The sequence below is a fragment of the Streptomyces sp. Y1 genome, from assembly GCF_041053115.1.
GTDB lineage: Bacteria > Actinomycetota > Actinomycetes > Streptomycetales > Streptomycetaceae > Kitasatospora > Kitasatospora rubellomurina.
This window is the reverse complement of sequence record NZ_CP163445.1, coordinates 3418682-3435513: the sequence shown is the minus strand read 5'-3', so window position 1 is coordinate 3435513 and position 16832 is coordinate 3418682. Positions and strand designations below refer to the sequence as shown.

21 protein-coding genes are annotated in these 16832 nt (G+C 75.1%); 9 read left to right on the top strand and 12 right to left on the bottom strand.

All coding sequences use genetic code 11. The features are described 5' to 3' along the window. Positions 1-7: 7 nt before the first annotated feature. Both AB2U05_RS14435 and AB2U05_RS14430 read right to left on the bottom strand, forming a co-directional pair. Positions 8-946 (bottom strand): RimK family alpha-L-glutamate ligase, encoded by a 939-nt coding sequence (locus AB2U05_RS14435; protein ID WP_369183413.1) that lies wholly within the window; start codon positions 944-946, stop codon positions 8-10. Positions 947-1038: 92 nt separating this feature from the next. Beyond that, the gene (locus AB2U05_RS14430) at positions 1039-1911 is read right to left on the bottom strand and encodes an alpha/beta fold hydrolase (RefSeq protein ID WP_369183412.1); all 873 of its coding nucleotides are present in this window, start codon (positions 1909-1911) and stop codon (positions 1039-1041) included. A gap of 60 nt (positions 1912-1971) precedes the next feature. On the opposite strand from AB2U05_RS14430, the gene AB2U05_RS14425 reads away from it, so the two are divergent. After that, the gene (locus AB2U05_RS14425; protein WP_369183411.1) at positions 1972-2577 is read left to right on the top strand and encodes a TetR/AcrR family transcriptional regulator; all 606 of its coding nucleotides are present in this window, start codon (positions 1972-1974) and stop codon (positions 2575-2577) included. Between the two features lie 51 nt (positions 2578-2628). Here the strand turns inward: AB2U05_RS14425 and AB2U05_RS14420 are convergent, their stop codons facing one another. Both AB2U05_RS14420 and AB2U05_RS14415 read right to left on the bottom strand, forming a co-directional pair. Then, on the bottom strand, positions 2629-3369 hold the full coding sequence (locus tag AB2U05_RS14420; protein WP_045692332.1) for a hypothetical protein: 741 nt from the start codon (positions 3367-3369) through the stop codon (positions 2629-2631). A 244-nt stretch (positions 3370-3613) separates the two neighbouring features. After that, the gene (locus AB2U05_RS14415; protein WP_045692333.1) at positions 3614-3982 is read right to left on the bottom strand and encodes a nuclear transport factor 2 family protein; all 369 of its coding nucleotides are present in this window, start codon (positions 3980-3982) and stop codon (positions 3614-3616) included. Positions 3983-4182: 200 nt separating this feature from the next. Between AB2U05_RS14415 and AB2U05_RS14410 the strand changes: the two genes are divergently transcribed. Then, complete coding sequence (locus tag AB2U05_RS14410; protein ID WP_369183410.1) at positions 4183-5034, top strand: PRC and DUF2382 domain-containing protein; 852 nt, start codon at positions 4183-4185, stop codon at positions 5032-5034. A 77-nt stretch (positions 5035-5111) separates the two neighbouring features. Then, on the top strand, positions 5112-5990 hold the full coding sequence (locus AB2U05_RS14405; protein WP_369183409.1) for a LysR family transcriptional regulator: 879 nt from the start codon (positions 5112-5114) through the stop codon (positions 5988-5990). On the opposite strand, the gene AB2U05_RS14400 is transcribed toward AB2U05_RS14405, so the two are convergent. Genes AB2U05_RS14400 through AB2U05_RS14390 form a run of 3 tightly spaced genes read right to left on the bottom strand, consistent with a single transcriptional unit; the run spans position 5987 to position 8322 of the window. Then, complete coding sequence (locus tag AB2U05_RS14400) at positions 5987-6715, bottom strand: MBL fold metallo-hydrolase (RefSeq protein ID WP_045709900.1); 729 nt, start codon at positions 6713-6715, stop codon at positions 5987-5989. The two genes, AB2U05_RS14405 and AB2U05_RS14400, sit on opposite strands and share 4 nt — an antisense overlap. 12 nt (positions 6716-6727) lie before the next feature. Next, on the bottom strand, positions 6728-7954 hold the full coding sequence (locus AB2U05_RS14395) for an RNA polymerase sigma factor (protein WP_369183408.1): 1227 nt from the start codon (positions 7952-7954) through the stop codon (positions 6728-6730). Next, positions 7951-8322 (bottom strand): YciI family protein, encoded by a 372-nt coding sequence (locus tag AB2U05_RS14390; RefSeq protein ID WP_045692338.1) that lies wholly within the window; start codon positions 8320-8322, stop codon positions 7951-7953. Before AB2U05_RS14390 ends, AB2U05_RS14395 begins: the two co-directional genes overlap by 4 nt. A gap of 205 nt (positions 8323-8527) precedes the next feature. Between AB2U05_RS14390 and AB2U05_RS14385 the strand changes: the two genes are divergently transcribed. The 3 genes from AB2U05_RS14385 to AB2U05_RS14375 all read left to right on the top strand — a co-directional run bounded on the left by AB2U05_RS14385 (position 8528) and on the right by AB2U05_RS14375 (position 10831). Then, positions 8528-10045 (top strand): MFS transporter, encoded by a 1518-nt coding sequence (locus AB2U05_RS14385; protein WP_369183407.1) that lies wholly within the window; start codon positions 8528-8530, stop codon positions 10043-10045. Positions 10046-10160: 115 nt separating this feature from the next. Continuing rightward, positions 10161-10391 carry a hypothetical protein gene (locus AB2U05_RS14380; protein WP_045709903.1) on the top strand — a complete coding sequence of 77 codons (231 nt, stop codon included), beginning with the start codon at positions 10161-10163 and terminating at the stop codon, positions 10389-10391. After that, the gene (locus AB2U05_RS14375; protein ID WP_369183406.1) at positions 10391-10831 is read left to right on the top strand and encodes a hypothetical protein; all 441 of its coding nucleotides are present in this window, start codon (positions 10391-10393) and stop codon (positions 10829-10831) included. Before AB2U05_RS14380 ends, AB2U05_RS14375 begins: the two co-directional genes overlap by 1 nt. On the opposite strand, the gene AB2U05_RS14370 is transcribed toward AB2U05_RS14375, so the two are convergent. Continuing rightward, complete coding sequence (locus AB2U05_RS14370; protein ID WP_369183405.1) at positions 10828-11415, bottom strand: TIGR03086 family metal-binding protein; 588 nt, start codon at positions 11413-11415, stop codon at positions 10828-10830. The two genes, AB2U05_RS14375 and AB2U05_RS14370, sit on opposite strands and share 4 nt — an antisense overlap. A 69-nt stretch (positions 11416-11484) precedes the next feature. Here AB2U05_RS14370 and AB2U05_RS14365 point away from each other — a divergent pair, with 69 nt between their 5' ends. Beyond that, positions 11485-12270, top strand: coding sequence for an AraC family transcriptional regulator (locus AB2U05_RS14365; protein ID WP_045692343.1), 786 nt, complete (start codon positions 11485-11487; stop codon positions 12268-12270). 13 nt (positions 12271-12283) lie between these two features. Here AB2U05_RS14365 and AB2U05_RS14360 read toward each other — a convergent pair whose 3' ends face one another. Continuing rightward, complete coding sequence (locus AB2U05_RS14360) at positions 12284-13279, bottom strand: ABC transporter substrate-binding protein (protein ID WP_369183404.1); 996 nt, start codon at positions 13277-13279, stop codon at positions 12284-12286. A gap of 128 nt (positions 13280-13407) precedes the next feature. On the opposite strand from AB2U05_RS14360, the gene AB2U05_RS14355 reads away from it, so the two are divergent. Beyond that, a complete protein-coding gene (locus tag AB2U05_RS14355; protein WP_369183403.1) occupies positions 13408-14037 on the top strand; it encodes an HAD family hydrolase in 630 nt (209 codons plus the stop codon). A gap of 7 nt (positions 14038-14044) precedes the next feature. Here AB2U05_RS14355 and AB2U05_RS14350 read toward each other — a convergent pair whose 3' ends face one another. Continuing rightward, positions 14045-14275, bottom strand: a complete 231-nt coding sequence (locus AB2U05_RS14350) for a hypothetical protein (protein WP_045692346.1) — start codon at positions 14273-14275, stop codon at positions 14045-14047. 474 nt (positions 14276-14749) lie between these two features. Here AB2U05_RS14350 and AB2U05_RS14345 point away from each other — a divergent pair, with 474 nt between their 5' ends. Continuing rightward, positions 14750-15133: a cold-shock protein gene (locus tag AB2U05_RS14345; protein ID WP_045692347.1), complete on the top strand. Its 384-nt coding sequence runs from the start codon at positions 14750-14752 to the stop codon at positions 15131-15133. 76 nt (positions 15134-15209) lie between these two features. Here the strand turns inward: AB2U05_RS14345 and AB2U05_RS14340 are convergent, their stop codons facing one another. Together AB2U05_RS14340 and AB2U05_RS14335 are read right to left on the bottom strand one after the other, a co-directional pair. Continuing rightward, positions 15210-16070: a 1,4-dihydroxy-6-naphthoate synthase gene (locus tag AB2U05_RS14340; RefSeq protein WP_045692348.1), complete on the bottom strand. Its 861-nt coding sequence runs from the start codon at positions 16068-16070 to the stop codon at positions 15210-15212. Continuing rightward, positions 16063-16824, bottom strand: coding sequence for a futalosine hydrolase (locus tag AB2U05_RS14335; RefSeq protein WP_052707102.1), 762 nt, complete (start codon positions 16822-16824; stop codon positions 16063-16065). Before AB2U05_RS14335 ends, AB2U05_RS14340 begins: the two co-directional genes overlap by 8 nt. Positions 16825-16832: the final 8 nt, after the last annotated feature.

Sequence of the window (16832 nt, the reverse complement as noted above, 5' to 3'; positions counted from 1 at the left end):
GCCGGGTTCAGGGCCGCAGGTGCGCGGCCACGTAGGGGACGGCGATCTGTTCCACTCCGCGGTCGTGGCCGAACGCCGGGTGGACGTTGACCTCGAAGACCACCCCGCCGCTCTCGGCGGCGAGGTCGACGCCGGCCAGCGGGAGACCGATGGACTTGGTCGCCGAGACTGCCAACTCCGCGAGGCCGGGCGGGAGTTCGTCGACCTCCAGCAGAGTGGAGACGGCGCCCTGGCACTCGTTGCACGGCGCGTCCGGGTCCGCCTGGACGTGCTCCACCGCGCGGACGACCCGGCCGCCGAGGACGACCACCCGGTACTGGTGGCGCTGCCCGTCCGGGGTGAAGTTCCGGGCGTCCCGGGCGATCAGCCAGGCCGTGTCGAGGCCGGCGTAGTGCCGCGCGGCGGCGGCGAGTTGGGCGTGTGTGGTGACGTGGAAGACGTCGTCGCCGCCCATCCCGACGCACGGCCTGGCCCAGACGTCGCCGCCGAGCCGTTCGAAGGCGGCCGCGGCGGCTTCCGGGCTCGGCCGGGAGGGGAGCGTGATCGTGGGCATGTGCGGGACGCCGTCCCGGTCGAAGCAGGCGACCGTACGGTCCTTCTCGGTCGCCGCGCGCCAGGCCTCGGCGTCGGTGCCGAGCGAGCGGACGCCGGACGCCCGCAGCCGCCGCTGGCAGTGGGCGAACGCGGGGCGCCGGTGGGGCGGGATCTCGTAGACGACCACCGTGTCCGTGGTGACCACGCGCCCTTCGGCCTCCAGCCGGGCGAGGCCGTCGCCGTCCGCCTCGATCCGGCCGGTGCCGGTGCCGGTGCCGTCCGTCATGAAGTGCCGCGCGTCCAGGTGGACGGGCTCGCGGCCGGTCAGTCGCCGGACGGCCGCGGCCATCGCGTCCCGAGTGCCCTCGGTCGAGCTGTGATCGGTCAGAAGAACGAGGTCTCGTCGGCCCATGCGGCCATGGAAGCGGCGCGCGTCCGGGCGGGGCAAGGGTGCCTCGCGCGCCATCGGTGTGAGGCGCTGGCCGAAACCGCGTCCGGCGGCGGTCAACTCGCCCGGCGGGAGGCCGCGCTGAGGACGGCGGCGAGGACGGCGGCCGGGTCGTCGGTGGTGAGGGAGTGGCCGGCGCCGGGGACGGTGTGGATCTCGGCGGCCGGGAGCAGGCGGTGGAGGCGTTCGGCGGTGCTGGGGGCGTCGTGGAGGGCGCTGCGTTCACCGAGGAGGGCGAGGACGGGGGCGCTGACGGCGCGGAGTTCGTCGTCGGTGAGGGTGGTGGCGAGGGGGAGACGACGGCGGAAGCCGGTGGAGGCGCGGAGCAGGGTCATCAGCTCGTCGTCCAGCAGGGCGCTGTTGCCGAGCCGGTGGGCGAGGCGGTGGCGCAGGCGCCGCGGGGCCATGGCGGCCATGCCGCCGAGGACGAGCCAGCGGTAGAAGCCGGGGCGGAGGTCGGCGAGGCCGGCCGAGTCGACCAGGGTGAGGGTGGCGGTGCGGCCGGGGTGGCGGATCTGGTGGTGGAGGGCGATCCAGCCGCCGTAGGAGCAGCCGACGAGGTGGGCGGCGGGGACGTCGAGGGCGGCGAGGAGTTCTTCGAGCCAGTCGGCGGCGTCGTGGGCGTCGCGGACGGGGGAGGTCTGCACCCCGGCGCCCGGTTCGCCGAGGGTGTCGACGGCGATGACGGGGTGTCGGGCGGCGAGGGGCTCGATGTAGGCGTGCCACATCAGGGAGTTGCCGCCGGAGCCGGGGAGCAGCACGATCGGCTCGCCGTGGGCGGTCCCGGCGCGGTGGACGCGGGTGGTGCCGAAGCCGGTGGTGATGTCGACCGAGGTCCGTTCGCCGCGCCAGAGCCGGGCGAGGGCACGCTCGTAGGCGGTGCGGTAGCGGGCTTCGGCCTTGCTGTTCCTGAACTCGCTGATTCGCATGGTACATGTGTATCACATGCATGATACGGGTGTACCAGGATCGGATCGTGGAGGGTGAGGATGACCGGGAAGGCCGACCACGAGGAGCGGCGGCGGCAGATCGCCGAGGCCCTGCTGCGCATCGCCGACACCGAGGGCCTGCAGTCGGCCAGCATGCGGGCCGTCGCGACCGAGGCGGGCGTCTCGCTGCGGCTCGTGCAGTACTACTTCACGACGAAGGAGGGCCTGCTGCTGGACGCCCTGGCCCGGCTCGGCGCGCAGCTGCAGGCCCGGATGGAACGGTGGATCGGCGAGGCGCGCGCCCCCCGGGCGGTGGTGACGGCGGTCCTGTCCTGCATCCTGCCGACCGATGCCGAGAGCCGCCGGATCACGCGGACGTACGCGGCGTACTACACGCTGGTGCTGAACGACCCGGAGGTGCTGGCGAAGCAGGCCGCGCAGCCGCCGGCCGTCCTGGAGGGCTTCCTGGCCAAGCAGTTGAGGGCGGCGCGGGAGGCCGGGGAGATCGCGCCGGAGCGGGACGTCGAGATGGCGGCGGCCGGGCTGCTGGCGATGGTGAACGGGCTGGGGTCGAGCGTGCTGGGCGGGCAGCGGGACGGCGAGCAGGCGCTGGCGATCCTCCGGCACCACCTGGACGAGCTGTTCGGGGGGCCCGGGGCCGGGTGAGACCGGCCCCGCGTCGACGGGGCCGGTGCGAGGCCGGGTGCGCCGGGGGCGTCAGGCGATGCGGAAGGACTTGACGCCCGAGAGGATCGGGACGAACTGGTACTGCCCGTCGCCCTGACCGCAGGAGGGCTGCGTGTCGGGGGTGTTGGAGATGTTCGTCCCGGCCTTGAACCGCCCGTCCTGGCTCGGGGCGAAGGTCGTCATGTGGTCGTGGTAACGGTCGAAGTAGTACATGCACTGGTGCAGGTTCAGGTAGTGCCCGGCGGTCAGGTCCAGGGGTGTGGCGCTCGACAGCAGGGGAATGGGGAGGTCGGCGCCCCCGCCGCCGCAAACGACCTGGCTGTCGGGCGAGTTGGAGACATTGGTGGCGGTGTAGAACTTGGGGTCGGTGGCCCCCACCACCGTGGTGAGGTGGTCCTGGTCGTAGTCGCTCCAGAAGATGCACTGGTGCAGGTTCAGGTAGCGCCCGGCGGTGAGGTCGTAGCCTTCGGCGCCCGTGTAGACGTTGAGCTCGTAGGTGCCGTCCCCGGGGCCGCACACGGCGGCGGAGGCGGGGGTGTCGGAGATGTCCGTGCCGGCGATGAACCGGCCGTCCAGGCTCGGGACCAGGGTGGTCATGAGATCGAAGTTGGCCCGCCCGAGCGGGCTGTTGTAGACGCACTGGTGCAGGTTGAGGTACCGGCCGGCCGGGGCCTGCGGGGCGCCGTGGACGGCGGGGGAGGCAGTGGCCGGGGCCGGGCCGGCCAGTGCGGTGACGGCCAGGGCGGCGGCTGCGAGCGCGGCGATGCGCATGGGGATCCTCTGGGGTGGCGTGCGGCCGCTCCGAGCGAGCGGCCGTCACGCCAGAGGCTTCCCGGGGCGCCGGACACCGAGGATCGCCGCGCCCGGAACTTCACCTGAAACGACCGGGGGTCTCCGCTCCCGCGCAAGGTCAGCACCCGTACGGGACGGGTGCCTTCCCCGTTCTTCGCCCCAGCCCGTCGAACCGGACCAGGTCGCAGCCGCCCCCGTGGCGGCTGCGGCCCCGCCGGCCGGCTCAGTTCTTCTTCTCGAACCCCGCCAGCAGTCCGCGCGGGTCGAAGGTCACCCGGATCCGGACGATCTTCCCGTTCTCCACGTGCATCCAGTTCGCGGTCGGCGCCGGCGGGGCGATGCTGGTGCGCAGCTCGAACCAGGTGATCACCTCGTCGCCTTCCGCCACCCGGACCTTCACGTCGATCTTCTCCAGCACCTGCCCGAGCCCCCGCAGCCCGCCCAGGGCCTCCTCGACCCCCGAGGCCGTGCCGAGCGCGCCGACGAAGTCCACGTCGTCGGCCAGCAGCCCCCGGATGGTGTCGAAGTCGCCCGCCTCCCAGGCGGTGAAGTAGGTCTCGGCCAGCTCGCGTGCAGTCTTCGTCGTCGTCATGTCTCCATGCTCCCGGCTGCCCGTCCATCCGTCCAACAGATGGATCGGATGCTGAACATCACTATCAGTGATATCTGCGGGCCCCCGGAAGTGACGCATCGTTGCCGCCCTCACGCTGAGTGAATGTCAGCTGGACCGGTTTCGCCCGCTCCGACCAGGTAAGGCGCTCCTCAGCTGGAATGCGAAGGAGGCGGGAATCGATGATCACCCAACAGCAGGCCCGTTCCATGCTGAACCACCCGGTTCACGACGCCGAGGGCGTCAGGATCGGCAAGGCGGACCACGTGTACCTCGACGACGCCACTGGCAAGCCGCAGTGGGTCAGCGTCAGGACCGGTTGGTTCGGATCGAGCGAGTCGTTCGTGCCGATCGGCGACGCGAAGGTCGTCGACGACCACTTGCAGGTGCCGTACCCGAAGGAGAAGGTCAAGGCCGCGCCGATGGTCGCCCTGGAGGAGGGCGGGCACCTGGCCCGGCGGGAGGAGCGTCGCCTCTACCAGCACTACGGCATCGCGACGGGCAACGGCGGCAGGGCCGCCGAGCGGACCGCCGCCGGTGGCGGGACCACTGCTCCCGCCGTGGCGCCGGCCGGATCCCCCCTCGTGACCCCCACGCCCGCCGCCGCGCGGTCGGGCGATCGCCGGGGGTGGGACGGCGCGATGACCCGGTCCGAGGAGCGGATGAGCGTCGGCGTCGAACGCTACGAGAGCGGCCACGCCAAGCTGCACAAGTACGTCGTCACCGAGGAGGAGCGGCAGACCGTGCCGGTGCGGCACGAGGAGGTCCGCGTCGAGCACGAGCCCATCACCGACGCCAACCGGGGCGCCGCGATGTCCGGCGAGCCGATCGCGGAGGCCGAGCACGAGGTCACCCTGCACGCCGAGCGCGCGGTCGTGCGCACCGAGGCCGTCCCGGTCGAGCGCGTGCGGCTGGTGACCGAGGAGCGCGTCGAGCAGCAGACCGTCACCGGCCAGGTGCGCAAGGAGCGCATCGAGGCCGACCTCCCCGGCGGGAAGGAAGGGATCCGGGGGAAGGAGACCCCTCGCCGGTGAGGAGCCCGGCGAGGAGCTGCGGCCGCGCCCCTGCCCCGCGCGGGGGCGCGGCCGCCCGTCGCCTATCGTCAGCGGTCATGGAGATGCACCAGCTGCGCTACTTCGCCGCCGTGGTCGACGAGGGTTCCTTCACCGCCGCGGCCGCGCGGCTGCACGTGAGCCAGTCCGGCATCAGCACCCAGGTGGCCAAGCTGGAGCGCGAGTTGGGCCAGCAGCTGCTGGACCGGCCCGGCCGGGGCGGGGTGCGGCTCACGCCCGCGGGCGAGGCCGTCCTGCCGCTGGCCAAGAGCGCCCTGGCCACGCTCGACGCCATCCGGTACACGGCCGCCGAGTTCGCCGACGCGGTGCGCGGCCGGGTCCGGCTCGGCATGATCATGGGCTGCTCGATCCCACCGTTCCTGGACGCCGTCGCCGACCTGGGCCGTACCCACCCCGGCGTCGAACTGAGCCTGCACGAGGGCCACTCCGACCTGCTCCAGTCCCGAGTCCTGGCCGGATCGCTCGACTTGGCACTGATCGGCTACGCGGGAGAGGTCGGCCCCGGTCTGGAGGCCACCGTCGTCATCGACGAGCCGATCGCCGCCGTCGTCCAGCCCGGCCACCGCCTCGACCGGCCGGAGCTGCGGCTCGCCGACCTGTACGGCGAGAAGGTCCTCTGCCTCTCCCCGGGGACGGGCCTGCGCGCCGCCTACGAGCGCTCCTGCGCCCAACTCGGCCTCGCCGCCCGGGTGGACATCGACGCCAGCTCCCCGGCCACCCTCCTGCGCCTGGCCGAGCGCGGCGCGGGCGTCGCCGTCCTCAGCACGTCCTCGGTCGAGAACCCCGGCCTGCGGACCGTCCCGATCGCCGACGCCGCCGTGCACTCCCGCCTCGGCCTGGTCGCCCGCCCGGACCAGCACTCCCCGGCCGTCCGCCTGCTGCACGCCAAGCTCGTTGCCGCACTGGGGGGTTGTTAGAGCGGGAGGGCCATGCCCTCCTCGGCCGCGAGCACCTCGCCCGGGAAGCGGCTCCGGGCCTCGGCGATCGAGCGGGCGCGGTCGGCGCCGGGCCAGAAGTGCGTGAGCAGCAGGCGCCCGACCCCGCAGCGCTCCGCCCAGGCCCCGGCGTCCTCGGCGCTCATCAGCCGGGGGTCGTCGGACGGGCCCTGGAGGGTGGCTCCGGCGATGAACAGGTCCGCCCCCGCGGCCAGTTCGGCCAGGGCCGGGCCCGGCCCCGCGTCGCCGCTGTACGCGAGGGCGAGCCCCGGAGCCGTCAACCGCACGCCCGCGTGCGGCACGTGGTGCGGCAGCAGTGCCGCGTCCAGCCGGAACGGCCCCACCCGGTGGCTCGACGGAAGCGCGTGCACGTCGAAGACCTCGGCCAGGTCCTCGGTCGGCTCCATCGCCTGCACCCGCCCGACCACCCCCGGCGGGCAGTACAGCGGCACGCGGGGGCCCCGCTCCGGCGCGAAGTACAGCGCACGGCTCAGCGCGCTGAGGTCGGCGCAGTGGTCGGGGTGCTCATGGGTGACCACCACCGCGTCCACCCGTCCGCCCGCGCCGTGCTCCAGCAGCCGCGGGAACGTCGCGTAGCCGAGGTCCAGCACCAGCCGGAACCCGTCGTACTCCAGCAGGAAGCCGCTGGCGGCCCGCCCGGCCTCCGGCCAGGCACCGCACGTCCCCAGGACCTCGATTCCGCGCATCCGCCGATGCTCTCACGGCAGTTGGCCCGGCCGTACCCGCCCGGCCCGGGCTTCCAGGTGCCGGCGCTCGGCGAGACTGGCCGTGGCCTTCGCGGCGCGCAGGTAGTGCTCGTACGCCCCGGCGGTGTCGCCGGTGCGCTCCAGCAGGTGCGCCCGGACGGAGAGCAGCCGGTGGTGCCCGGCCATCCGCGCGTCGCCGTCCAGGGCCGCCAGCAGGGCCAGCCCGGCGTCCGGGCCCGCCACCTCGGCCAGGGCGATCGCCCGGTTGAGCGTGACCATCGGGTTGGGCGCGATGCGCTCCAGGATCAGGTAGAGCGCGTGCACCTGCCGCCAGTCGGTCTCCTCGGCCTCGGCCGCGTCGGCGTGGGTGGCCGCGATCGCGGCCTGCAGCTGGTACGGGCCGAGCACCGGGCCCGCCAGCGAGGCCTTCACCAGGGCGGTGCCCTCCTCGACCATCGCGCCGTCCCACGCCGTGCGGTCCTGCTCGGCCAACGGCACCAGGTCCCCGGCGGCCGTCGTCCGGGCCGCCCGGCGGGCGTGGGTGAGCAGCATCAGCGCGAGCAGCCCGGAGACCTCGCCGTCCTCGGGCAGCTGCGCGTGCACCAGGCGGGTGAGGCGGATCGCCTCGCCCGCGAGGTCCGGGCGGGTGAGGTCGGTCCCCGAGGAGGCGGTGTAGCCCTCGTTGAAGATCAGGTAGAGCACCTGGAGGACGACCCGCAGCCGCTCCTCCCGCTCCGGGCCGGCCGGCAGCTCGAACCTGCTGCCGGCCGCCCGGATCCGCTGCTTGGCCCGGCTGATCCGGGCCGCCATCGTCGCCTCCGGCACCAGGAACGCGCGGGCGATCTCGGCCGTGGTCAGCCCGCCGACCGCCCGCAGGGTGAGCGCCGTCCGGGAGGCGGCGGTCAGCGTGGGGTGGCAGCACAGGAACAGCAGGAGCAGCGTGTCGTCGGTGTCCGGCACGTCCTCGGGCGGTGCGGGTTCGGCGGCCGTCGCCGCCTCGCGTGCGCGGCGCGCGTGGTCGCTGCGCAGCTGGTCGACGTACCGCCGGGAGGCGACCGTCACCAGCCAGCCGCGCGGACTGCCCGGCACCCCCTCCTCGGGCCACTGGACGGTCGCGGCGAGGACGGCCTCCTGCACGGCGTCCTCGCAGCCCTCGAACTGCCCGTAGCGGCGTACCAAGGTGCCGAGGACCTGCGGCGCGAGCTCGCGCAGCAGGCCCTCGAAGTCCGGTGCTGTCATGCCTCCAAGTGTCCGTCGGAGAACATCACCTGCCGCACCTCGACACCCAGGCCCTCGACGGCGGCGTCCGGGATGCGCGCGGCCAGCTCGATCGCGCGCTCCCGGTCCTCGCAGTCGACCAGGTAGAAGCCGCCGAGGAACTCCTTGGCCTCCAGGAACGGGCCGTCGGTGACGACCGGCTGCCCGCCGCGGACGGTCACCACGGCCGCCTGCGCCGGGTCGACCAGGGCCTGCGTGGTGATCAGCTCACCGGACGCCTTCAGGTCCTCGATGAACGCGCCGTGGCCGGCGCCGATCGCGGCCTTCTCCTCGTCGGTCAGCGCCTCCAGCACGGCCGGGTTGATGTGCAGGCTGATCAGGAACTTCATCTCGGGACTCCCTCGGGTGCGCGGGCCCCGGCGGGGCCCTTCGACGGGTGGTCGGAGCGGCCGCCGCCTTCTTGACGTCCCGCGGCGGAAATCTCCCACGACTTTTCCGGCCACCGCGAACGGCCGCGCCGGTGTCAAGAAACGCCCGGCCGCTCCGACCCCGGTCCGAACGCTCCACGACCCGAGAGAACACGGAGTTCCCGAGATGCGAGTCACCCGGGCACGGCTGGGACTGGCCGTCCTCATGCTGCCGACCCTGATCGTCGCGATGGACACGACGGCACTGCTCCTCGCGCTGCCCCGGCTGAGCGCCGACCTGGGGGCCGACAACGTCCAGCAGCTGTGGATCAGCGACGGCTACGGGCTGATGGTGGCCGGCCTGGTCATCACCATGGGCACGCTCGGCGACCGGATCGGCCGCCGCCGGCTGCTGCTGGGCGGCGCGGCGGCGTTCGCGGCGCTGTCCGTCGTCGCGGCCTTCGCGACCGGGCCGCTGATGCTGATCGTCGTCCGGGCGCTGCTGGGCGTCGCCGGGGCGACCCTCGCCCCGTCCACCCTCGCGCTGATCACCAACCTGTTCCGGGACGACCGCGAGCGCGGCCGGGCCATCGCGCTGTGGGCCACCTGCCAGTTCGCCGGCGGCGCGGCCGGGCCGGTGCTGGCCGGACTGCTGCTGCAGCACTTCTGGTGGGGGTCGGTCTTCCTGGCCGCCGTCCCGCCGATGGCGGTGCTGCTGCTCGCCGGGCCGTTCGTGCTGCCGGAGTTCCGGGGCGGCGCGGCCGGACGGCTCGACCCGACCAGCGTCGCGCTGTCGCTCGCCGCGGTGCTGCCGACGGTCTACGGCATCAAGCAGCTGGCCGTGCGGGGCACTTCGGGCGGGGCGGTCGTCCCGGCGGCGGCGCTGGTCCTGGGCGCGGCGGTCGGCGCCGTCTTCGTCCGGCGGCAACTGCGGCTGGAGACCCCGCTGCTGGACCTGCGCCTGCTGCGCGGCCGCCCGTTCGCGGCGGTGCTGGTCTCGCTGGTCCTCGCCGGTGTCGCGATGGCCGGGACGGGCCTGCTGGTGACCCAGTACCTGCAGGGCGTACTGGGCCACTCCCCGGTCGTGTCGGCGCTGCTGTTCGCCCCGATGGGCCTGGGCGTCGCGGTCGGGACGATGACGGCGCCGGCCCTCGCCGGGCGGGTGCCGCAGACCACCGCGATCGCGGGCGGCCTCGCGGTGTCGGCGCTCGGCGCCCTGCTGCTGGTCGGCGTCGACGGGCCGGGCTCGCTGCCGCTGGTGATGGCCGGCATCGCCGTCCTGGCGCTGGGCACCGGGCCGCTGTTCGCGCTGGGCACCGGGCTGGTCATGGGGTCCGTGCCGCCCGAGCGGGCCGGCTCGGCCGCGTCGATGTCGGAGACCGGCAACTACTTCGGCGGCTCGCTCGGCTTCGCGCTGCTCGGGGTGCTCGCCGCGGTGGTCTACCGGGACCGGGCGGGTGGCGGCTCGGACTCGCTGGCCGGCGCGCTCGCCGCCGCCGAGCACCTGCCCGCCGACCGGGGCGCGGAGCTGCTGCGCGGCGCGCGGGCGGCGTTCACCGCGAGCCTGCACGTCACCGGCCTCGTCGCGGCGGCGATCTTCGCGGGGCTGGCCGTCCTGGTCCTCGCCCTGCGGCCGGGAGCCCGGACGGCGGGTGTTCCCGAAGCCGTTCGGGCCCCCGAGGCCGAGCGCGCCGCGAGGCCGTAGCCGGCTCACTCCAATCGGCCAGCAGCGCTCGCCCGGCCCGGGGCCCGGTGACAGCGTCGTCGGTGAGCCGGCGCCGTCGGGCCGCCGGCCGACCGCCCCGAGGGAAGGAAACGCCATGGCCAAGGAAGGACTGCGGGTCACCGTCCAGGGGGATCTGCCGCACGAGGTGCTGGAGCGGATCGGTGAGGCGGTGCGCAGGGCCGTCCTCAGCGAGGTCGCGTCGCTCGACCTCGCGCACCCGCTGCACGAGGTGCCGTTCGGCGAGCACGGAGGCCTGCGCGACGCGGTGGAGGCGGTGATCAAGCGGCCGGGTCCGATCGGGATCGTCATGGCGCCGGAGAAGTAGTGGGCGACGCCGAGGCCGGGGCGGCCGGGGCAGGGGTGACGTGCCCGAGCAGTCTCTGCGCGCCGGGCCACCTGCTGCTCGGCATCGTCCGGCCGGACGGGACCGTCGCCGCGCTGCGTCGGCCGCTGACGGTGGACGCCGAGTTCGCGGCCCGGGCCGCCGCCCCCGGCCTGCGTCCGCCGGAGGCGCGATTCCGCTTCGCCGGGCCCTGCGTCGGGGCGGCCTGCGGTCAGTGGGTGGCGGAGCGGTGCTCGATCGGCGACGCGCTGGCGGGCGCCGCGCAGGAGGCCGGCGCGGACGGCCGGGGCGGCCCGCTGCCGCCGTGCGCCGTCCGCCCGACCTGCCGCTGGTGGCGGCAGGGCGGCCCCGCCGTGTGCCACGTCTGCGACCGGGTCGTGCACACCACCTCGCAGGAGCCCGGCGAGGCCTCCCCGGGCTAGGCCTTCCAGCGCGGGTCGCGGCCGGAGGCGGCCAGCGCGTGCTCCCACGCGCAGGCGCCCTCCGGCAGCGCGACCGCCCCGGCGAAGCCCGCGTACTGGCGGTACAGTTCGGCGTTCTCCTCGGCGATCTCCCGCACCAGCGCGGCGAGTTCGTCGTCGACCGCGACCTGCCCGCCGGTCGCCACGGCGACGTCCCAGGCGTGCAGCACCAGCTCCAGGAGCAGCATCCGGGCGATCCCCACCGCCGGCACCGGCGACCCGCCGAGGTCGACCTCGCCCTCCCACGCGGCCGGCGCCTCCCAGGCCGCGACGGCCCGCTCCAGCTGCGCCGCGTACGCCGCGCGCCAGTCGGCGTCGGCGGCGAAGTCGCGGGCGATCAGCTCCCCGGGCAGCTCGGTGCGCCGGGCCCGGTGCTCCAGGCCGTGCCCGGTGTACAGCACCCAGTGGTTGATCAGCGCCCGGGTGTCGAACTCCGTGCAGGGAGTCGGCGCGTCCAGCGGCTGCCCGGCCGGGACGGCGGCGGCCGCTCCGGCGGCGAGGGCGGCGGCGCGGGCCAGGAAGGGGTGCATCGGGTGAACGGTCATGCCCCCGATCCTGCGCGGGCCGGTGCCGCCCGGTCTTGAAGAAACGCGACACGTCCTACGCTGGCGGTCATGGACTCACCCGAGCTCGGCCGCGGCGTGCTCCACCCCGCCCGGGCCGCCGAACTGATCACCGTCGAGCGGCTCGCCCCGCACCCCGAGGTGGCGCGGTTCGTCGAGTACTACTGGCTGGTGCGCTGGGACCTGAACGGCCGTGCCCCGTACGAGCAGAAGGTGCTCTCCCACCCCAACGTCCACCTGGTCCTGGAGGCGCCCCGGGCCCGGGTGTACGGGGTGGACCGCTCGCTGTTCGTCCGCCGGCTGGAGGGCGCCGGGCACGTGCTGGGCGTCCGGTTCCTCCCCGGCGCGTTCCGCGGCCTCGCCGGGCACCCGGTGAGCGACCTCGCCGACCGGTCCGTCCCCGCCGCCGACTACTTCGGGCCCGAAGTCGACCGGCTCAACGAGGAGTTGGTCGACGGCGCGCCGGACGCCGGGCGCGTCGACGCCTTCCTCCGCCCCCGGCTGCCCGCGCCCGACCCCCTCGCCGAGGAGGCCGCCGCCCTGGTCGACCGGATCACCCGCTCGCCGGACCTGCGCCGGGTCGACGAACTGGCCCGGGAGTCGGGCCTGCCCGTGCGCCGCCTCCAGCGCCTGTTCGCCGAGTACGTCGGCGCCTCCCCGAAGTGGGTGCTGCGCCGCGCCCGGCTGCACGAGGCCTCGCAACGGGCGGTTTCCGGCGGCGAGTTGGACCTGGCCGCGCTCGCCGCCGAGCTCGGGTACGCCGACCAGGCCCACCTCACCAGGGACTTCACCGCCGCGGTCGGCATCTCCCCGGCCCGCTACGCGGGTTCACGCTGAGGCGCCGGCCGGCTCAGGCCCCGAGCAGGCGCTGCAGCTCGTCCAGCACGAAGTTGGCGGCCGTGTACCCCATGCCCTGGAACCACAGCTGGTCGTCCACCGGGAACGCCCGGTGCGCCCGCACCGCCCCCAGCGCCTGCCAGCCCGGGCTCGCCAGCACCGCCGCGGTGCCCGCCGCGGCCGGATCGCCGTACGTGGCGTAGAGCAGCAGGTCGCCGTCCGCGCGCGCGAGCTGGTCCAGCGGCAGCTCGACGTCGGACTGGTCGGTGTTCTGCGCGTCCGGCCGCGCCACCCCCGCGTCCGCGAGCACGATCCCCGGGAAGCTCTGCCGCCCGAACATCCGCACCCCGCCGCCCGCCGTGAACCGCACCAGGCTCACCTTGCGCCCCGACAGCTTGGCCGCCGACAGCGCCTGCGCCACCTGGCCCGCGTGCTTCTGGTACGCGGCGACGAAGGCCGCCGCGGCCGCCTCCCGGCTCAACGCCTGCGCGTGCAGCTGGAAGTCGGCCTTCCACGGCGCCCCGGTGGTCTGGCTGAGCACGGTCGGGGCGATCTCCCGCAGTTGCTCGTACCGGTCGCCGTCGCGGGTCTGGTTGGAGAGCAGCAGGTCCGGCCGCAGCGCGCGGACGGCGGCCAGGTCGGGGGCGCCGGCCGGGCCGACCAGGCGGATGCCGGCCACCCGGGAGGCCGGCCAGTAGTCCGGGAAGCCGGTGTCCCCGGCCGGGAGCGCGGCGCCGACCGGCGTGATGCCGAGGGTCAGCGCCGAGTCCAGGGCGTCGGTGTCCAGCACGACCACCCGCATCGGCGCGCCCGGGACCAGGACCGGGCCGGTCGCGGCGGTCACGGTGACCTGCGGCAGCGGGGCGGGGGAGGGCTGCGCCGCCGTCTCCACGCCGTCCGTGGTCGGCGCGGCCGGATGCCGTCCGGTGCACCCGGCCAGGGCGGCCGCGCCGAGGCCGGTGAGCAGGGCGCGACGGGTGAGCTGGGTGCGGCGGGCGGTGCGGTGCATCGGCGGGGTCCTCGGGCGGCCGGGGCTTCGGGGTGCGTCGATTATGTCCGGATTGGTGGGTGGATTTCCGCTAAGTGCCCGATCGGCGCCCGGGGCGGGTGCGGCGATCGGTTGGATAGCCTGGCGGCATGCCCGATACCTCGTCCGCGCCCGCCCCGCTCACCGTCGGCTTCGACCTCGACATGACGCTGCTGGACACCCGGCCGGGTATCCACGCCACCTACCTGGCGCTCGCCGCCGAGACCGGCGCCTTCATCGACGCCGACCTGGTGGTCACCCGGCTCGGCCCGCCGCTGCTGGACGAGCTGCGCAACTGGTTCCCGGCCGAGCACCTGGACGAGATCGCGACCCGCTACCGCACGCTCTACCGCGACCACGCCTTCGCCCCGACCGTGGCCCTGCCCGGCGCGCACGAGGCCGTCGAGGCGGTGCGCGGGCACGGCGGCCGGGTCGCGGTCATCACCGGCAAGTACGAGCCGAACGCCGTCCTCCACCTGGAGCACGCCGGGCTGACGGCGGACGCGGTGGTCGGCGACCTGTGGGCGGAGACCAAGGGGGAGGCGCTGCGCGCGCACGGCGCGAGCGTCTACGTCGGCGACCACCTCGGCGACATCCGCGGCGCCAGGCACGCGGACGCCGTCGCCGTGGCGGTGGCCACCGGCCCGTTCGGCGCGGACGAGCTGCGCGCGGCGGGCGCCGACGTGGTGCTGGCGGACCTCACCGCCTTCCCGGCCTGGCTCGCCGGGCACCTGGGCTGAGGGACCGCTACGGCTGTACCCGGCGGCGCTGGGCCCGGGCGTTCAGGAGCAGCCCGACGAGCGCGCACAGGAAGCCGGCCGGCATCAGCATGCTGAGCCAGTACGCGGCGGTCGGCAGCCGTGTCAGGTGCAGGAACAGCGGCACGAAGGTGGCCAGCGTGACGAGCGCGCCGACGCCGAAGACGATCGTCCCGGCCTTGACGTACGCGTCGCCGGGGTCGGCGCTCTGGCTGCTCACGACTGCTCGCTCCTCGGGGTGGGCTGTGCTGCCACCAGTCTCGCAGAGCGGCCGCCGGGCCGGTCCGCCGGAGCGGACCGGTCACGTTGCGCAGTTTTCCGGCAGCGATGCGTTTTGATCCCTGCTGAGCGGGGGTATGCCCGGGATGCCGAGGGGTGCGACTGGTGCGCCCCGTGTCCTCTGATCCGGGGGTGTGAGCCGATGGACAGTGCAGAGCCGCGCCCCGGCCGTGCCAGGACCGGGTCGCCCGTGTGCGCGAGATCCCCGCGTCCGCACCGCCCCGAGCGGATCCTGGACCGCCGATCCCTCGCGGTACGCGGATGAGGCCGTGACGGACCGTTAGTCTGCTCCCGACAGCGTGCCGACCGTGAGCGCCCGCGGGCGCCGAGTCGAGATCGGCCGCAGTTTCCCCATCACCCCGTGATCCCCGGCCCGGGCCGGGAATCCCTCACACCCATTCGAGGACTGTTCGAGATGCCCACCGGCCAGGTCAAGTGGTTCAACGAGACGAAGGGCTTCGGCTTCCTGTCGCGCGACGACGGCGGCGACGTCTTCGTGCACACCAAGGCGCTGCCCGCCGGCATCACGTCGCTGAAGCCGGGCCAGCGGGTCGAGTTCGGCGTGGTCGCCGGCCACCGCGGCGACCAGGCGATGGCCGTGCAGCTGCTGGAGGCGATGCCCTCGGTGGCCGCCGCCCAGCGCCGCAGCGCCGACGACATGGCGCCGATCGTCCAGGACCTGATCACCACGCTGGACGCGGTGCTGCCGGGCCTCCAGCACGGCCGCTACCCGGCCAAGCCGACCGGCCAGAAGCTGGCCGGCCTGCTGCGCGCGGTGGCCGACCAGTTCGACGTGTGAGGCGTACGAGCCGTGCGCGCGGTGCGAGCCGTGCGAGTGGTGTGAGACGTGCGGGCGGTCCGAGGACCGGGGCCGGTCAGGACGGCCGGAACGCGAGCGCACCCGGGTCGAGCGGGGGCACCAGCCCCTCCGCCGCGGCCCGGGTGAGCAGCGCGCGGACGGCCTCGTAGCCCTCGTCGCCGAGGTCCTCGGTGAACTCGGTGACGTACAGCCCGATGTGCTGGTCGGCGACGTCCGGGTCCATCTCCTGGGCGTGCGCCAGCACGTACTCCCGGCTGGCGGCGGGGTCCGCCCACGCCTGCCGGACGGAGGCCCGGACGGTCTCGGCGAGGGCGTGCAGCCGCTCGGCGCCGAGCGAACGCCTGGCGACGATCGCGCCGAGCGGGATCGGGTGGCCGGTCTCCCGCTCCCAGGCCTCGCCCATGTCGGCGAGGCTGTGCAGCCCGTACTGCTGGTAGGTGAAGCGGGCCTCGTGGATGACCAGGCCGGCGTCCACCCGGCCGTCCCGGACGGCGGGCATGATCTCGTGGAACGGCAGGACGACGATCTCGCCGAAGCCGCCCGGCACGGCCTTCGCGGCCCAGAGCCGGAACAGCAGGTAGGCGGTGGAGCGCTCGGAGGGGACGGCGACGGTCCTGCCGGCCAGTGCCTCGGGGGAGTCGACGCCCGGCAGGGTGAGCACCAGCGGGCCGCAGCCGCGCCCGAGCGCGCCGCCGCAGGGCAGCAGGGCGTACTCGTCGAGGACCCACGGCAGCGCGCCGTAGCTGATCTTCAGCACGTCGAGTTCGCCGCGCTCGGCCAGGCCGTTGGTGACGTCGATGTCGGCGAAGGTCACCTCGGGGGCGTCCGCCCCGGGCACCAGGCCGTGCGCCCAGGCGTGGAAGACGAAGGTGTCGTTCGGGCAGGGCGAGTACGCGATGCTCAGCCGTTCAGCCACGGCCGGCCTCCTCGATGAGTACGGGGACGGGCAGCGCGGCGAAGGCCCGCTCCAGGGCGGCGAGGGCCTCGCCGATCCGCCAGGCGGCCCGGTCGCGCGGGCCCACGGGGTTGGACACCGTCCGCAGTTCCAGGGCGGGCACGCCGTGCCGGGCGGCGGCCTCGGCCACGCCGAAGCCCTCCATCGCCTCGGCCGCGGCGCCCGGGTGACGGGCGGCCAGCGCGGCGGCCCGCTCGGCGCTGCCGGTGACGGTGGAGACGGTCAGCACCGGGCCGACGACGGGCGTGTCCAGGGACTTCACGGCCGCCGCGAGGACGGCCGGGGGCGGGGTGTGCCGGGCGGTGCCGAAGCCCAGCTCGGCGACGTCGGCGAAGCCCTCCGCGGTCTCGGCGCCGAGGTCGGCGGCCACGATCGCGTCGGCCAGCACGGTGGCGCCGACCGGGGCGTGCGGGGCGAAGCCGCCGGCGATCCCGGCCGAGACGGCCAGGGCGTAGCGGCGCGCCGCCAGCGCGGCGGAGGCGCCGGCCGCGGCGGCCGCCGGGCCGACGCCGGCCGCCAGCACGTCCACGGCGGCCGCCGGGCAGCGCCACAGCCCGCCGCCGGGCAGCGGCAGCGCCTCGGCGGGGCCGGGCAGTCCGCGCAGGACGGCCTCGGCCTCGGCCGGGACCGCGACGACGACGAGCAGCCGGGCCGGTACGGGGCCCGACTGCTCGTGCTGCGCGCCGGTGACGGCGGGCGCGGTCTGCGCGGTCATCGCAGGAC

What these genes read in the sequence shown, in the direction of transcription:
- AB2U05_RS14355 (WP_369183403.1), top strand. Translation starts at nt 13,408, where the DNA reads ATGCCCGATACCTCGTCCGCGCCCGCCCCGCTCACCGTCGGCTTCGAC.
- AB2U05_RS14335 (WP_052707102.1), bottom strand. Translation starts at nt 16,824, where the DNA reads ATGACCGCGCAGACCGCGCCCGCCGTCACCGGCGCGCAGCACGAGCAG.
- AB2U05_RS14420 (WP_045692332.1), bottom strand. Translation starts at nt 3,369, where the DNA reads ATGCGCATCGCCGCGCTCGCAGCCGCCGCCCTGGCCGTCACCGCACTG.
- AB2U05_RS14430 (WP_369183412.1), bottom strand. Translation starts at nt 1,911, where the DNA reads ATGCGAATCAGCGAGTTCAGGAACAGCAAGGCCGAAGCCCGCTACCGC.
- AB2U05_RS14380 (WP_045709903.1), top strand. Translation starts at nt 10,161, where the DNA reads ATGGCCAAGGAAGGACTGCGGGTCACCGTCCAGGGGGATCTGCCGCAC.
- AB2U05_RS14415 (WP_045692333.1), bottom strand. Translation starts at nt 3,982, where the DNA reads ATGACGACGACGAAGACTGCACGCGAGCTGGCCGAGACCTACTTCACC.
- AB2U05_RS14435 (WP_369183413.1), bottom strand. Translation starts at nt 946, where the DNA reads ATGGGCCGACGAGACCTCGTTCTTCTGACCGATCACAGCTCGACCGAG.
- AB2U05_RS14425 (WP_369183411.1), top strand. Translation starts at nt 1,972, where the DNA reads ATGACCGGGAAGGCCGACCACGAGGAGCGGCGGCGGCAGATCGCCGAG.
- AB2U05_RS14360 (WP_369183404.1), bottom strand. Translation starts at nt 13,279, where the DNA reads ATGCACCGCACCGCCCGCCGCACCCAGCTCACCCGTCGCGCCCTGCTC.
- AB2U05_RS14400 (WP_045709900.1), bottom strand. Translation starts at nt 6,715, where the DNA reads ATGCGCGGAATCGAGGTCCTGGGGACGTGCGGTGCCTGGCCGGAGGCC.
- AB2U05_RS14370 (WP_369183405.1), bottom strand. Translation starts at nt 11,415, where the DNA reads ATGACCGTTCACCCGATGCACCCCTTCCTGGCCCGCGCCGCCGCCCTC.
- AB2U05_RS14365 (WP_045692343.1), top strand. Translation starts at nt 11,485, where the DNA reads ATGGACTCACCCGAGCTCGGCCGCGGCGTGCTCCACCCCGCCCGGGCC.
- AB2U05_RS14390 (WP_045692338.1), bottom strand. Translation starts at nt 8,322, where the DNA reads ATGAAGTTCCTGATCAGCCTGCACATCAACCCGGCCGTGCTGGAGGCG.
- AB2U05_RS14410 (WP_369183410.1), top strand. Translation starts at nt 4,183, where the DNA reads ATGATCACCCAACAGCAGGCCCGTTCCATGCTGAACCACCCGGTTCAC.
- AB2U05_RS14405 (WP_369183409.1), top strand. Translation starts at nt 5,112, where the DNA reads ATGGAGATGCACCAGCTGCGCTACTTCGCCGCCGTGGTCGACGAGGGT.
- AB2U05_RS14395 (WP_369183408.1), bottom strand. Translation starts at nt 7,954, where the DNA reads ATGACAGCACCGGACTTCGAGGGCCTGCTGCGCGAGCTCGCGCCGCAG.
- AB2U05_RS14385 (WP_369183407.1), top strand. Translation starts at nt 8,528, where the DNA reads ATGCGAGTCACCCGGGCACGGCTGGGACTGGCCGTCCTCATGCTGCCG.
- AB2U05_RS14345 (WP_045692347.1), top strand. Translation starts at nt 14,750, where the DNA reads ATGCCCACCGGCCAGGTCAAGTGGTTCAACGAGACGAAGGGCTTCGGC.